This is a genomic window from Acinetobacter sp. CWB-G5 (assembly GCF_019209785.1).
Lineage (GTDB): Bacteria > Pseudomonadota > Gammaproteobacteria > Pseudomonadales > Moraxellaceae > Acinetobacter > Acinetobacter johnsonii.
In genome coordinates this window covers 790,915-806,072 of the sequence record NZ_JAHUTF010000001.1, presented here as the reverse complement: position 1 = coordinate 806,072, position 15,158 = coordinate 790,915, and the positions used below count along the sequence as shown (strand labels likewise).

The window sequence follows — 15,158 nt, the reverse complement described above, 5'->3', positions numbered from 1 at the left end:
TAAAAAGATGCTTTAAATCAGTCTGGATTTAAACCATTCAACTTTTACTCAAAGGCTTCTGGGTAAATACATTGGATCAAGGCATCTAAGGCATTTTGAATACGCTCATTGATTTCAAATGAACAATTGATTCGAATATGATGTGGGATATTATCCGTTTGATAAAATAATGAACCGGGCGCAATGCTGATATTTTTCTCTAAGAGCTGCTCATAAATCAAATTGCCATTGATCTGCTCGGGCAAGGTAATCCAAAGAAAATAGCCCGATGGATAATAATGAATTTGATAATCTTCAGACAAATGTTCAGATAAATAAGTGTAATACTGATTTTTGAGACGTTTTAAGGTGTTACGCAAAGTTTTTAAGTGCTTTTCATAGTGTCGATGCGATAAATAATCGACCAAGGCATTTTGAATAAACGAGTTGACGGAAAGCGTGCTCATCAGCTGTAAATGCTGAATATGCTCCGAAAATTTACCCGCATAGACCCAACCAATTCGAAAACCCGCACCTAAAGTTTTTGAAAAAGAAGAGCAGTGTAAAACCAAATTTTTCTGATCAAAGTATTTCATCGACAGCGGCTTTTTATGATCAAAATAAAGCTCTTCATAGACATCGTCTTCAATTAAATAAATATCGCGCTCATGCAATAGCTTTGCCAGTTGGTATTTGATGTCGTCACTGACCGTAAAACCAATTGGGTTGTGACTGTTGAGCATCAGCAAACAGACTTTAATTGGGTAACGTTCAATCGCATCTTTAAAAGCCTCAAGGTCAATACCGTGTTCTTCATGTTCAGGAATACTAATGACTTTCAGGCCCAAATGTTCAGCCGCTTGCCATGCGCCATAAAATATTGTTTTTTGAAGTAAAATATAGTCACCCGGTTGGGTCATAGCTTGTAAGGAGAGGTTTAAAGCATCTAATCCGCCCGAGGTAATTACGATATCGGACGGGTCTGTTGGAATCCCTTGCATACAGTAGCGCTGCGCAATCAGTTTTCGCAGCTCAAAGTTTCCGGGAGGTAAACTTGGCATCTGTTCATAACTAAGACGGTGTTTGGCACGTTGTCCCAACGTTTGCATCAGCTTGGCAGAGTAGAGTAGTTGGCTGTTGGGAAAGGCAATGCCAAAGGGAACCATTTTTTCAGATTGGATCGATTTTAAGTATCTGAAAATTTTAGAGTTGATTTCAATCTTTTCGTTGAGAATGACACTATTGGAGTTGCTTTCTGAGCGCGCATCGCCTGTCACAAAGTAACCGAGTTTTTCTTGTGAATAAATCAGACCTTGCGCTTCGAGTTCCTGATAGGCATTCATCACCGTCATTAGGCTAAAACCCGATGTTTCAGCTTGTTGACGTAGTGACGGTAGTTTATCGTTGGCTTTCCAAAAACCACTTTCAATCAAATGTTTCAGGCTGAGCGCAAGTTTTTCTGATTTATACATATAGGTTCGCTGCAATTAAAAGGCACAGGACATGTACTGAAAGTCCCGTGCCTAATTCATAAAAAATGCTTGGCTGGCTTTAGTAAGCAAAACTCAGCAACAGCTTAAATAAACCCGCAATCAGTGCGAGAGAAATAAAGCCAAAGCACCACAATAAAATAAACCATAATCGTGGGCTGAGTCGATCAACAAATTTTTTCATGTCTATCTCCTCAATTAATGATAACCCTGATCCCCTATACGTACTTTGTCACGGAACACCCAATAGGACAAGAAGGTATAGGCAATGATGATTGGGATTAAAATTGCAGCTCCCACCAAAGTAAACTTTAAACTTGACTCAGGTGCAGCGGCCTGCCAAATAGTGACCGATGGCGGAATAATATTGGGCCATAAGCTGATGACGAAGCCAGTAAAAGCTAAAAAGACTAAAGCCAAAGTATAGATAAACGGTTTTAGTTCATGCTGCTTTTTGCACGCGGATAGAATCAAGCCAACAAACAGTAAGACTAAAATTGGCACGGGGCTAAAATAGTATAGATTCGGCAGAGAGAACCAACGCTGTGCAATTTCAGGATGGGTCAGCGGCGTATATAAACTCACGGCACCGAAGATAATGAGTAAAGCAATAATCAGCCTAGGCATGAGATGAAACATCCGTTGCTGTATCTCTTTTTCGGTTTTCCAAATGAGCCAGCCACACCCTAAAGTGGCGTACATGACCACGACCCCTAGACCAGTAAAACATGTAAATGGTGTGAACCAGTCCCATCCACCGCCGCTGTAAATACCATTGGTGGTCTGAATACCTTGGATATAAGCCCCTAAAATCACGCCTTGGAAAAAGCTCGATAAGATAGAGCCCCAGATAAATGCGAGATCCCAGAGGTATTTGGTGCGCGTGGCTTTAAAGCGGAACTCGAAGGCCACACCGCGGAAAATTAAGGCAACCACCATAAAGATAATGGGTAAATACAGTGCCGATAAAACCGTTGAATAGACCAAAGGAAATGCAGCGAATAAGCCAGCACCACCTAGGACCATCCATGTTTCATTACCGTCCCAAACGGGCGCGACGGTATTCATCATCACATCACGTTCTTGCGTTCCGTTCATAAAGGGAAACAGAATGCCAATGCCTAAGTCGAAACCATCCATAACCACATAGATGAGTACCCCGAGCCCGATAATACCGACCCAAACCAAAGCGAGATCAATCATGTGGTTTCTCCTTACTATTTTGAGCAGAAGGATCAGTGGTCTCGATAGACTCTTCAACAGCACTGAGTGGACGTAAAGGGGTTTTAAAATGCCCCGGGCCAGTATCTTGCACGGCATCTAAAGGCGTAGAAAAAGCAGGGCCTAATTTGATCAAGCGCAGCATGTAGTAAATACCCGCGCCAAAGACGACGGTATAGACCAGAACAAAAATAATCAGGCTCAAGCCGACTTGATCTGCGGTGACTGTATGCGATAAACCGTCTTTAGTTCGAATCACACCGTACACCACCCAAGGCTGACGGCCAACTTCTGTTGTGACCCAACCTGCTAGGAGTGCGATATAACCTGTAGGCCCCATGATGATGGCAAATTTATGAAACCAACTGCTTTCATATAAAGAGCCTTTTTTACGCAGCCACAGCGCTGTTAATGAGAGTAAAACCATTAACATACCCAAGCCGACCATGACTCGGAAACTCCAGAATACAATCAGTGCATTCGGGCGGTCTTCAGCTGCGAAGTCTTTTAAACCAGTGACCTGACCCTCTAGGGAATGCGTCAGAATCAAACTGCCCAGATTGGGAATACCAATCTCAAAATCATTCGATTCTGTTTCCATATTCGGTAAAGCGAACAGTAATAAAGGCATGCCATGATCACGATTGGTTTCCCAATGGCCTTCAATGGCTGCCAATTTTGCAGGTTGATGTTTTAAGGTATTTAAACCGTGGTTGTCCCCAATCACAACTTGTAAGCAAGACGTGACCAGGACCATCCATAAGCCCATGGAAAAAGATTTTTTCACCAATTCATCACGACGACCTTTCAGCAAATGCCATGCTGCGGTGCCGACCACTAAAAGTGATGAGACTAGGAAGGCCGCTGCTGCCATATGGGCAAATCGATAGGGGAAAGATGGGTTAAACACAATTGCCCACCAGTCTGTGGGGACAATAATGCCATTTTCGATGGCAAAGCCTTGAGGTGTCTGCATCCAACTGTTGGAAGATAAAATCCAGAACATGGAAATACAGGTACCGATGGCAACCATTAAAGTGGCAAAAAAGTGGGCTTTGGGACTGACGCGTCCCCAACCAAATAGCATAATGCCCAAAAAGCCCGCCTCTAAAAAGAAGGCGCTCATGACTTCATACGTGAGTAGTGGTCCAGTGACACTGCCTGCGATGCGTGAAAATTCACTCCAGTTGGTGCCGAACTGGTAGGCCATGACAATGCCTGAAACAACCCCCATAGCAAATGCCACGGCAAAAATCTTAATCCAGTACTTAAATAAGTCTTTATAAATTGGATTTTGGGTGCGTAGCCACTTCCATTCCAGCATGGCAAGAAAGCAGGCTAAACCAATAGAAGTTGCAGGAAAAATAATATGAAAGGAAACAGTAAAGGCAAATTGAATTCTTGCCAACTCAAGTGCGGTTAATCCGAGGCTCATTGCATCCTCCATGGCTGGCAGGAATATCGGCGGTTCGATACCCAGTTGCTGTCTAGATCTGAATGATAAAAAAGCATAGATCGTTTCATTAAAAACTACCTACTTAAAATACTGATGATGATCTTGCATCAGGATGTCTAGAAGAGGTAGGTACAAGAATTGGAGAGAAAAAATATAACAAAATAGAAAATTGCACTTAGTCTGTTATATTTTTTGAACTGTTCTTATGATCTATTCATTCTTATTGCTTAATTAAAATATACAGAAAGTTTTGATGCTGAGTTAGTTAAAAAATGTTATTCAAAACTCGCATAACACATTGTTTGAAATAGCCTAGTTTGAATAAAACTTTTAACGAGGGAACTTCATTATGAATGATAAGGTCAGTAGTAAAGGCTGAGGTCTAGCTGAAAGCAATCGAACCGAGTATGTGCGAATATTTACACCTATAGGATAATGATATTGCGCTATCTATTGTGATTCGAAAGTCGTTGTAGATCTAAAAATAGCTCTAAAAAAGGAAGTCATTAGACTCCCTTCAATATAATAGTTTAACGCGCAAGGAAAGTTGCGGCTTCATCAATTAAAGCAGCAACGGCTTTGGGTTGAGATGCGAGTGAAGCATGACTGGCATTTAAAGAAATGACTTTTTGGGCATTTAAGCGTGAAGACATCATGGCTTGGTTTTCAGGGTGAATCATGCGGTCTTCGGTTGAAATTTGGTACCAAGATGGTTTGTTTTTCCATGCTGGGTTTGAAATGGTATCGCCAAAAGTACTCGCAACTGGAGCTTTCTGGGTGATGCCCATGACCAGTCCTTCATCATTCGTTAAGTCCTGACAGAAGCTTTCATGGTATTTATCGGCTTTGACCCAAAGGTATCCGTCACTGTCGGGTTCTAAGTTGGGTGCACCAACGGGTAAATGTTGCTGCGTTATGCCACCTGGACTTTCACCAGCATCCGGTGCAAAAGCTGCAATATAGACTAGACCCACAACATTAGGTTGATTACCCACTTCGGTAATGACCGCCCCCCCATAGGAATGGCCAACTAAAAGTACATCTCCTTGTACTTGTGAGATCATTTTACGGGTTCTTTCGACATCATCCGCCAAAGAGGTGAGAGGCAGTTCAACTGCGCGTAAGGCTTCGTAACCTCGGTGAGATAGGTCAGTAATGACTTTAGACCAATGGGCAGCGCCGCCCCAAAATCCATGTACTAAAATAATTGTTGGCTTCTTATTCATCTTCTTATCCCTAGAGTAAAAATATCATCTTATAGTTAAAAAAGTGGTCATGCTAGGTTGGGCTAATGATTATCGATGCAAGTTAATTTAACTAATTGTAAGTTAAAAAAATATAGATAAAAGACTGGAAAAAAATGCCAATTACGTTAAAAAGTGGGTATTTTGTGTGATTAATATTTTGTTTTTCTATAGATTTTATTGATGAAGTGAAGTTTTGGATGAAAGCATTTTTATCGGTGAATTAGGTGTTTTAAAAGGCTACCCTGTCGCCAGAGTAACCTCAATAAATATCAACTAATAAATACTCAAATCTTAGAAACGGTAGCCAATCCCTAAATAAGTCACAATAGGATTAATTTCAATTTTACTTTCACCTTTGAGAATGCTATCACGCGGACTGTTCGGATTAAATAATTCAGTATTACCGATGACGTTTAACTCAGCTTTAGTTGAGAGGTGAGCATAACTTACAGAGGCAGTAGCAAACCAGTCTTGATTAATATTGTAATCTAAACCCGCAATCACAACGGGTGCAAAAGCATCGTCAACCTTAATTTTTCCAAGCTCAGGTTTTAGTAACGCCAAGAGTGGATCGCTATTCAATTCAGCATTCACATTTGGATCTGCTTTAACATCACTAAAATGTGCATACATGACACCAGCACCGACATAAGGGCGGAGTTTATTGTTGATTGCCCCAAAATGATATTTTGCTAAAAAGGTCGGGGTATAGGCGTCTGTGGTTGCAATTTTATCAAATTTATCTAAATTAGCAGCGGTACGTTCTGTACCTAAAATAGGGATCGTAATACGCCCTTTTCCAGAAAGTTCCATTTCTGGTGGAGCTCCTAAGACAAGTTCAAGAGACACATTATCATTCACAAAATAATCGAGGATTAAACCTGCGGTGTCGGCATCTTGTACCTCAAAACCAGCTTGAGGGGATGACGCAGGTGTATTTGGAATTAACGGTGTTTTCTCTGTCGTACTGCCATATACACCCTGTTTTTCACTTTGAGGCATTACATGTAACCAGCCTGCTGAAACGCCCCATGTTTTCCCGTCAGAGGTGGCAGCTTGCGCAGTTGGAATCGCGCAAATCAAGGCAATTGGTAAAGCAGTTTTTAAAGTTAACTTCATAATAATACATTCCTTTCTTAATTTTTTTTATCAATTCCCTAAAATCCTATAGGAAATCTGTTTTAGATATTATTTACTGTTTGGTATAAAATACACACCAAGATACAAAAAAATAACATATTGATTTTAAAACAGTGTTTTTGGTTTTACTTACTTCCATTTTAGATTTGGTAAAATATTAATCCCTGATAATCATTTTTTGAGGTATTCAGCCATAAAAAAAGCAGAGTTGCATTTTCATAATGTTATAAGATGAGCAGGCTGCGCTGAACGGTTGATTTTGGGGAAAATTGATCATTTATCAATAATTAAAGCAGCACGTTTCATTGTTTCAAATGAAGCTCGTTTTTAGGTTTTTAAAAATTGAATTTGGCCATGTTCCATTGCTTCCTATTCTCAACGAGAAATGGGTGAGGCAAGGTACATGGCAGATTTTGGGTGGGTATAAATAGAGTGCATTTGCATGAAAAAAATTAGATATTTTTTAGTTTTCGCTACAGTTTTGGGGATGAGTGCTTGCGGGGGCGGTGAGGATCAGCAGTCAACAACAGCAACGGTAAAAGATGTTCAAAATGAAATGCCTGTAGCCGTAATTCAGTCAACGCAAGACAGTGCTATGGTCGGGGATAGTATACTTTTAGATGGTTCTGAAAGTACCGATGATGGCGCGACGACATTGAACTATCGTTGGTCGGTTGTTAAAAAGCCTGAAAATAGCTTTCCCAGTCTTGGTGCCAGTACAGATAAAACATTTCATTTTATTCCAGACCGTACAGGAGATTATGAACTGAGTTTAGTGGTGAATGATGGTCAACAAGACAGTCAAACCACTACGGTCAAACTACAAGTCTTTGCAAGAAATACACAACAAGTTGTCAATCCATCAGATGTGATACCAGATCCTAAAGAGGATGATGTATTGGTCGACAATACAGAAGAAAAGGGTAAGGTCATTTTTCGTGATGGCTTTGAGACGGGGACGATTCGTGTCGACAAATACAACAATGATTTGTCGACGTGGAATGCAATGGCTCTCCACTTTGAAAATCGTAGTTCAGCCACGATAGTTAAAGATCCAGCTGGTACAGGGCAGAATGTTGCCAAATTTGTCGTGCCTGATGATGGTCAATGTTATCGCGCGGAAATACAACGAAAGCAATTTGGTTGGGGGCATTACAACTATTCTTTTTCTCATTATATTCCTTCAACATGGCCCGCATTTCAGTATGGAACAATATTGGCGCAGTGGCATGGTTTTAACCTAAATGGAAAGGATTTGAATCCTCCAATAGCCTTGGTGCTTTCAGGTCTAAAACCTGAATGGCAGTTACATTTATATGAGTTGAAGCCAATGACCTCACCATTGGCGGTTCCAGAAACGCTTTTGAAGCGTTATGTCTTAGATGTGCCTGTGGAGTATAACCAGTGGGATGATTGGAATTTTGATATCCAATGGTCAGAACTTGATGCAAACAATCAACTGATTCCAGGGAAAGTGGTGGTGAAACACAATGGAAAAGAAGTAGCCAACATCAGTGGGGTTAATAATTACCATCAAAAGTGGTCGCCTTATTTCCAAATGGGCATTTACCGTTCAAGTTGGCGTGAAGGGGCACTGAAGAACCGTGTAATCGTGGGGCAGCCTGTCGAGGCTTACCATAAAAACGTGGTGATTAAAGATCTTAATTAAGATTTTGAGTTTCATCTAAGGGGGCATTTCTTATCACTAAAAAACCGATGGCTCTTACTTGAAAGCCATCGGTCTAATCTAGTTTGAAGTTAGATCATTACCACATTATTTTAAAACTAAAGGTTATTGCTCAAATCGGCTTGAGTGTTCATCGGCTTATCTTGAGCATGCTTTCCCCAGTTAAACTTCTGTGCACAGATGCCCAATCCAACAATAAACAAGGCAAGTAAACTAGTGTAAGTCACTTCTTTAAAGTAGGTACCTTCCACAAGCATAGTAATGAGCGCGCCAATGATAAAGACGATGGCAAGATAAGTGAGCCAAGGGAATAACCACATTTTAAAGTCAATCACTTGTCCTTCGGCTTCTAATTTTTTACGCATACGTAATTGTGAGAAGGCAATGGTCAGGTAGACATACAACGCTGCTGTACCTGTTGCTAACATGAAGATGTCATAGACATTCATACTTTCAGTTGCAGTAAGGTACGTTGCCACCAGAGCAAATAATGACGAGACCAGAACGCCCATCCACGGACTACCATTACGGTTGATTGAACCAAAGCTTTTAGGTGCGTCGCCACGTTTTGACAGTGAAAATAGCATCCGTGAGCAGGTATAGAGCGCTGAGTTAAAGCAGCTACATACCGAGGTCAGGACTACAAAGTTAACAATATGTTTTGCTTCTGGAATGCCAAGTGCTGACAAAGTCACACTATAGGTTCCCCAAGTTGGATCTTTTAACAGTGGATTGTTATGTGGAATTAGGCAGACGGTAATAAACATTGAACCGACATAGAACAACATAATCCGCCAAACCACCGAGTTAGATGCTTTACGGATTTCACGGGCAGGATTTTCTGATTCTGCCGCCGCAACCGTAACAATTTCAGCACCAATGTAGGCAAACATAACCCCAAGTAAGGCGGTGATCACTGCCGAGAAACCGTTCGGCATGAAGCCGTCTGCGGTTAAATGCGTGATTCCTGATGCAGTTGCTTGACCCCATGGCCATAAATGCATGATAGCCAAGCTACCAATTACTAAGAAAATCACAATCGCAATTACTTTGATGAGTGCAAACCAAAATTCAAATTCACCATAGTTTTTGACATTTTGTAAGTTAACCAAAACTAAGGACACAATTACGACCAGCATGTAACCCCAGATTGGGATAAAGGGAAACCAACTGTTGAGAATTTTACCTGCGACATAGGCTTCCCAACCCATCAGCAAAGCCCAAGAACACCAATACAGCCAGCCAATGGTAAAACCAGCCCAACGACCAATGGCACGATCAGCATAGGTTGAAAACGACCCACTGTCTGGATTGAGAACAGCCATTTCACCCAGCATACGCATGATTAACAGAATGAGTAATCCACCAAACGCATAGGCCAAAACTGCAGCAGGGCCTGCCGAATAGATAACATTTCCCGAGCCGATGAACAGTGAACCACCAATGACACCCGCAATCGAGATCATGGTGAGATGACGCGACTTAAGTCCATTTTTTAAGCCTTGAGATGCATCCGACACAGCGCTTTGTTTAGGTGCTTCCATATAATTTTCCTTAATCTTAAGGAGGTAGCTTCAAAAGGGGGCAAAGCCTTTTTCGGACTACTTATCCTTTAAAACTGTAACCGAATGATCAGAGGCTTTATCATTATTAAGGCAAAAATGAATAAATCTGATATTCCTGTCAAAGCGTGAAAAATCACACTTTGGCTACAAAACGGTTACATGTTGTTTATGTATGCACCTAATCTCTCTTTTTTGTTCTCAGTAAACGAGAGCCATTTTTTAGCATTTGGAAGGAGCCAATTGCAGCTAAAATATGAAAAGCTGGGGAGCCAATGTTTACTCTCATCTCAATAATTTATAGAATGAAGCAGCAAAACTCAGCTTTGTAACCGCAGCTTTAGTTGTAAGTCGAAGGGTTGTAAAAAAACTTAAGTATCTAATTTATAAAAATAATCAACTCAGCGTACGAACTCCTGCATTTCTCAGACATTTGAGTAACACACCAAAAGCCACCAATATTTCTTGTTCACGGACACAGGCAAAGCCCAATAGCAGTCCTTTCTGCCGTGTTGAGTAATGCTTGGTATAGTATTGTGACAGCGCTCGAACTTTTACGCCTTGATCAAGTGCATTGCTGGCAATCAACACATCATCCATGTTGCTCGGCAGCTTTAAAATCAAATGTAAACCAGCAGCGGTATTGTATTCATGCAGAAAATCTGCCCCAAGATGACGTGTAATCAGATCGATTAAAAAGGCATGGCGCTTGCTATAGAGTAAACGCATACGACGAATATGTGCTTCATAATGGCCCTCACGGATAAACTCCGCCAAGACCTTTTGATCCAGTAAATGCCCGCCCCGATATAACTCCGATGCCACAATACGCAATGGTGAAAACAACTTTTTAGGGACCACCAAATAGCCAATGCGCAAAGCAGGGTAGATGGTTTTACTGAAGGTTCCCATATAAATGACAGGTGCATCAGGCTCCAAACCTTGCAAAGAAGGGAATGGCTGACCCGAGAAGCGGAACTCACTATCATAGTCATCTTCCACAATCCAACTTTTATGCTGGCGCGCGATGGCAATCAGTTGTTTACGACGTTCTAAACTTAAGTGAGAGCCTAAAGGGTATTGATGTGAAGGCGTCACAAAAATTAGTTTAGGTGGGGTTTTCGGGTCTAGGTCAGGAATAATGCCTTCTTGATCGACAGGCAAGGAGCGTAGATTCACGCCATTAATGCGTAAAATATTACGTGCTCCCCAATAAGCAGGATCTTCAATCCAAACTTCATCGCCTGGGTCACTTAAGGTCCGTGAAACCAAATCGATCGCCTGGTGTGTCCCTTCAGTAATAATGATTTGGTCTGCATCGCATTGCACTGAACGTGCAATTTTGAGGTATTCTGCCAGTTCTTGGCGCAGCTCTAAACAACCGCCCGCATTGCTATAAATGAGACTATTAATTTCGGGTTCACGGCTGAGGCGGGTTTGAATACGGCTAAAAATATGGTGCGGAAACTCTGTGACATCGGGTGCACCGGGCACAAACGCGCCCCATTGGTAAGGCGATGCAGCTGAATAGCCGATGAGATAGGAACCACGCTGTGACAAATTGTAATTTTGCTGGGTCTTTTTTTCTTGAGCTTGACTATTGGTATTTTCAGCTTTGACCAAAAAGGATTCAGGCAGTTTTTCAGCGACCCAAGTGCCTTGGCCTGTACGTGCTTCAACATAGCCTTGCGCTTGTAATTGTTCATATGCACTGAGTACAGTATTGCGTGAGACTTTAATTTCTTTGGCTAAGTCACGCGATGCAGGTAGGCGAGTTTTGGGTGCGAGTACACTGTCAATAATGGCGTTGCGTAAGCAGCGAAACAACCGCAATTGTAGGGTTCCGTCAATATCTTGCTGTAATCGTTGCAGTAAATAATCTCCAAGCAAGCTACGCAATTGGCTCTCTCCTACAATATTAAAATGGCTTTTCGTGAGCGATTACCATAAATGCAAAATTATCTCGTCAGGCAGCCGTTGTAAAGCATTTCGCTTGTAGACGTTGGGAGCAAATGCCCGCGACTAAGGGGCTGGAAATATACACAAGTCGCATCCAAAGCAAAAGTTTTTTTAGATGATTTACACAATCGAATACAACAGCTTGAAAATACAATCAGAAAAGCCTAAGGCAGGACATAAATGGGTTCTAGGTTGGCATAGTCATTTGCTGAATTTTGGGCTTCTTTAGCATTTGGGGTGATTCGGTTGAATACCGTAATGGCCCTCTTGAATAAGTATGCCTTTTTTAAATTTATATTTTTTAAGTTGTTTATTTTTATCAAATAAATATTTAAGGTGGAAAATAACAATAAAGGGATAGGATAAATTGGCTCCATCTGTCTGATGAAAAGTGGCTCTCGTCTAGTGCCAATAAAAGCGCAAAATGCAATAAACCCCACGTCCTTTGTATATCAGCAAAAAGCATGATCGGGACGCTGAAATTTTATAAATGTATGAATCAAGAATGAGGATACAAAATGGACAGTAAACACTCTGCACTGAACGCACGTAAACTAAAAGCGACTCCTCGTGGCGTTGGTGTCATGTGTCAATGGTATGCGGAGAAAGCAGAAAATTCCACCATTTGGGATGCTGAAGGGAATCAATATACTGACTTCGCGGGTGGTATTGCGGTACTGAACACAGGTCACCGTCATCCTAAAATTATTGCTGCTGTTACTGAACAATTGACTAAATTCACCCATACAGCGTACCAAGTTGTACCGTATGAAAGCTATGTTTCGTTGGCTGAACGTATCAATGCACGCGCGCCAATTGCAGGTGAAGCGAAAACAACATTCTTCTCTACAGGTGCGGAAGCTGTAGAAAATGCAGTGAAAATTGCACGTTCTTACACAGGTCGCCACGGTATTGTGACTTTTGGTAACGGTTTCCACGGTCGTTCATTTATGACCATGGCAATGACGGGTAAAACTGCACCGTACAAACGTGACTTTGGTGTGATGCCTTCAGGTGTGTTCCATGCACGCTATCCTGTAGAGTCAAAAGGGATTACTGTAGATATTGCGATTGAAAGCATTGAAGACATTTTTGCAGAAGATATTGCGGCACATGATGTAGCCGCTATTGTACTTGAACCTGTTCAAGGTGAAGGCGGTTTCAACGTTGTTCCTGCTGAATTCTTAAAGCGTTTACGTGCGCTATGTGATCAACACGGTATTTTGATTATTGCAGATGAAGTACAGACAGGCTTTGCGCGTACTGGTAAGTTATTTGCCATGGATCACTATGAAACCAAAGCAGATTTAATCACGATGGCGAAAAGCCTTGGTGGTGGTTTCCCAATCTCTGGCGTGGTTGGCCGTGCTGAAGTGATGGATGCACCAAACCCAGGTGGTCTAGGTGGTACTTATGCAGGTAACCCAGTGGCTGTAGCTTCTGCACATGCCGTACTAGACGTGATTGAAGAAGAAGGTCTTTGCGAACGTGCAAATGTATTGGGCGCAGAGTTGGTTGAAGTTCTGAATGAACTCAAACAGTCTTCGTCTACAGTCCAAGAAATTCGTGCGTTGGGTTCAATGGTCGCGATTGAGTTGGAAACGGCGGATCAAGCGAAAGCAATTCAAAATTATGCAATGCAAAATGGCTTGCTTATTTTGACCTGTGGTCGTTATGGTAATGTGATCCGTTTCTTATATCCTTTAACGATTCCTGCAGAACAATTCCGTGCTGGCTTAAACATTTTAAAACAAGGTTTTGCACTTTCTGCTGCAGCATAATTGAAGAGTAATGACTATGCTTCAAGCGCAATATAAAGATTTATTACAGCATCCAGATATTCGTTTTGATGTGCCTGAAAATGGCGGTTACATCGAAGTCAAAGATGCTGCAACACATGACACCTTGGCATGGGTGAAATCCCATGACCGCGCGTCAGTTGAGCAAGTGATTGCTCGTTCTCAAAAAGCACAAACAGCGTGGAAAGCGCAAACAGCTCTACAACGCGCTGATGTACTTTGGGCTTGGTTTGATTTGATGCAGGAAAATAAAGAGTCATTGGCTCAGATTTTGACTGCTGAACAAGGTAAGCCTTTAGCGGAAGCACGTGGTGAAATTGGCTATGCTGCTTCATTTATTCGTTGGTTTGCTGAACAAGCCCGTCGTATCGATGGTGAAGTTTTAACACCCACACTGCCGAACCAACGTTTGTTGGTGATCAAACAGGCGATTGGTGTTACGGCCGCAATTACGCCGTGGAACTTCCCCGCAGCAATGATCACACGTAAGGCCGCACCTGCCATTGCAGCAGGGTGTTCGATGATTGTGAAACCTGCTGAGCAAACGCCTTTAACCGCTTATGCTTTAGAAGTGTTAGCGCTACGCGCGGGTTTGCCACAAGACGTGTTATTACACATCAGTGGTGATTCAAGCGAAGTGGGTAAAACACTGTGTGAAAGCGACACGGTGAAAAAGTTGAGCTTTACAGGTTCAACTCAAGTTGGTCGTATCTTGATGCAACAATGTGCGCCAACCATCAAAAAACTGTCTTTAGAATTAGGCGGTAATGCACCAGTATTGGTTTTTGATGATGCCAATCTTGAGCAAGCGGTACAAGGCATTATGGCCAGCAAGTTCCGCAATAGCGGACAGACCTGTGTATGTGCCAACCGTATTTATGTACAAGACGGTATTTACGATGCTTTGGTTGAAAAACTGGCAGTTGCTGTAGCGAACTTAAAAGTGGGTGATGGCCGAGTTGAGACTTCAACCCAAGGCCCGTTGATCGATGAAGCCGCGATTGAAAAAGTACAGTCGCATATCGCCGATGCCATTAGCAAAGGTGCGCAGCTTAAAACCGGTGGTCAACGCTCAAGCCTAGGTGGAACTTTCTTTGAACCGACACTTTTAACGGAAGTGACGCAAGAAATGAAAGTCGCGAAAGAAGAAACTTTTGGTCCATTGGCACCGCTATTCCGTTTTAAAACGGAAGAAGAAGCAGTACAAATGGCCAATGACACTGAGTTTGGTCTGGCAACTTACCTATTTACGCAAAACACGGCACGTCAGTGGCGTGTTGGTGAAGCGCTTGAATACGGTATGGTTGGCATCAACACGGGCGCGATTTCAAACGAAGTGGCTCCCTTTGGTGGTGTGAAGCAGTCTGGCTTAGGTCGTGAAGGTTCTAAATTTGGTATCGATGAATATCTCGAAATGAAATATTTGTGCGTGGACTTATCTGTTTAAGTCAGTCCAGTAACCATCAGTTAAAGAATCAGCCTTGCCCATTCAAGGCTGATTTTTTATGGGTGCATATTACGGAGAGCCGATTTATTTTAAAATATTGCAAGGTCTAATATGGATCTGACCCTGAAAATTATAGTTATGTGAGATAATGTTTGATTAACCCAATAAGAT

Annotated in this window: 11 protein-coding genes; 3 read left to right on the top strand and 8 right to left on the bottom strand. The window is 42.0% G+C overall.

What is annotated here, in order from left to right; all coding sequences use genetic code 11:
• Window positions 1-44: 44 nt before the first annotated feature.
• The 6 genes from KVY11_RS03870 to KVY11_RS03845 all read right to left on the bottom strand — a co-directional run bounded on the left by KVY11_RS03870 (window position 45) and on the right by KVY11_RS03845 (window position 6,512).
• Window positions 45-1,451 (bottom strand): PLP-dependent aminotransferase family protein, encoded by a 1,407-nt coding sequence (locus KVY11_RS03870; protein WP_218288157.1) that lies wholly within the window; start codon window positions 1,449-1,451, stop codon window positions 45-47.
• 79 nt (window positions 1,452-1,530) lie between these two features.
• Window positions 1,531-1,653 carry a DUF2474 domain-containing protein gene (locus KVY11_RS03865; protein WP_218288156.1) on the bottom strand — a complete coding sequence of 41 codons (123 nt, stop codon included), beginning with the start codon at window positions 1,651-1,653 and terminating at the stop codon, window positions 1,531-1,533.
• Window positions 1,654-1,667: 14 nt separating this feature from the next.
• Complete coding sequence (gene cydB, locus KVY11_RS03860; protein ID WP_039889800.1) at window positions 1,668-2,672, bottom strand: cytochrome d ubiquinol oxidase subunit II; 1,005 nt, start codon at window positions 2,670-2,672, stop codon at window positions 1,668-1,670.
• Window positions 2,665-4,125: a cytochrome ubiquinol oxidase subunit I gene (locus tag KVY11_RS03855; RefSeq protein ID WP_058952238.1), complete on the bottom strand. Its 1,461-nt coding sequence runs from the start codon at window positions 4,123-4,125 to the stop codon at window positions 2,665-2,667. The genes cydB and KVY11_RS03855 overlap by 8 nt, the downstream gene beginning before the upstream one ends.
• A gap of 551 nt (window positions 4,126-4,676) precedes the next feature.
• Window positions 4,677-5,372: an alpha/beta hydrolase gene (locus tag KVY11_RS03850; RefSeq protein WP_218288155.1), complete on the bottom strand. Its 696-nt coding sequence runs from the start codon at window positions 5,370-5,372 to the stop codon at window positions 4,677-4,679.
• A 312-nt stretch (window positions 5,373-5,684) separates the two neighbouring features.
• Window positions 5,685-6,512 carry an OmpW family protein gene (locus tag KVY11_RS03845; RefSeq protein WP_218288154.1) on the bottom strand — a complete coding sequence of 276 codons (828 nt, stop codon included), beginning with the start codon at window positions 6,510-6,512 and terminating at the stop codon, window positions 5,685-5,687.
• Window positions 6,513-6,975: 463 nt separating this feature from the next.
• Here KVY11_RS03845 and KVY11_RS03840 point away from each other — a divergent pair, with 463 nt between their 5' ends.
• Complete coding sequence (locus tag KVY11_RS03840; protein ID WP_218288153.1) at window positions 6,976-8,202, top strand: heparin lyase I family protein; 1,227 nt, start codon at window positions 6,976-6,978, stop codon at window positions 8,200-8,202.
• A gap of 116 nt (window positions 8,203-8,318) precedes the next feature.
• On the opposite strand, the gene KVY11_RS03835 is transcribed toward KVY11_RS03840, so the two are convergent.
• Together KVY11_RS03835 and KVY11_RS03830 are read right to left on the bottom strand one after the other, a co-directional pair.
• A complete protein-coding gene (locus KVY11_RS03835; RefSeq protein ID WP_168158452.1) occupies window positions 8,319-9,764 on the bottom strand; it encodes an amino acid permease in 1,446 nt (481 codons plus the stop codon).
• A 414-nt stretch (window positions 9,765-10,178) separates the two neighbouring features.
• Window positions 10,179-11,681, bottom strand: a complete 1,503-nt coding sequence (locus tag KVY11_RS03830; RefSeq protein ID WP_087014069.1) for a PLP-dependent aminotransferase family protein — start codon at window positions 11,679-11,681, stop codon at window positions 10,179-10,181.
• Window positions 11,682-12,259: 578 nt separating this feature from the next.
• On the opposite strand from KVY11_RS03830, the gene gabT reads away from it, so the two are divergent.
• Window positions 12,260-13,522: a 4-aminobutyrate--2-oxoglutarate transaminase gene (gene gabT, locus KVY11_RS03825; protein WP_218288152.1), complete on the top strand. Its 1,263-nt coding sequence runs from the start codon at window positions 12,260-12,262 to the stop codon at window positions 13,520-13,522.
• Window positions 13,523-13,538: 16 nt separating this feature from the next.
• Complete coding sequence (locus tag KVY11_RS03820; protein ID WP_218288212.1) at window positions 13,539-14,987, top strand: NAD-dependent succinate-semialdehyde dehydrogenase; 1,449 nt, start codon at window positions 13,539-13,541, stop codon at window positions 14,985-14,987.
• Window positions 14,988-15,158 lie beyond the last annotated feature (171 nt).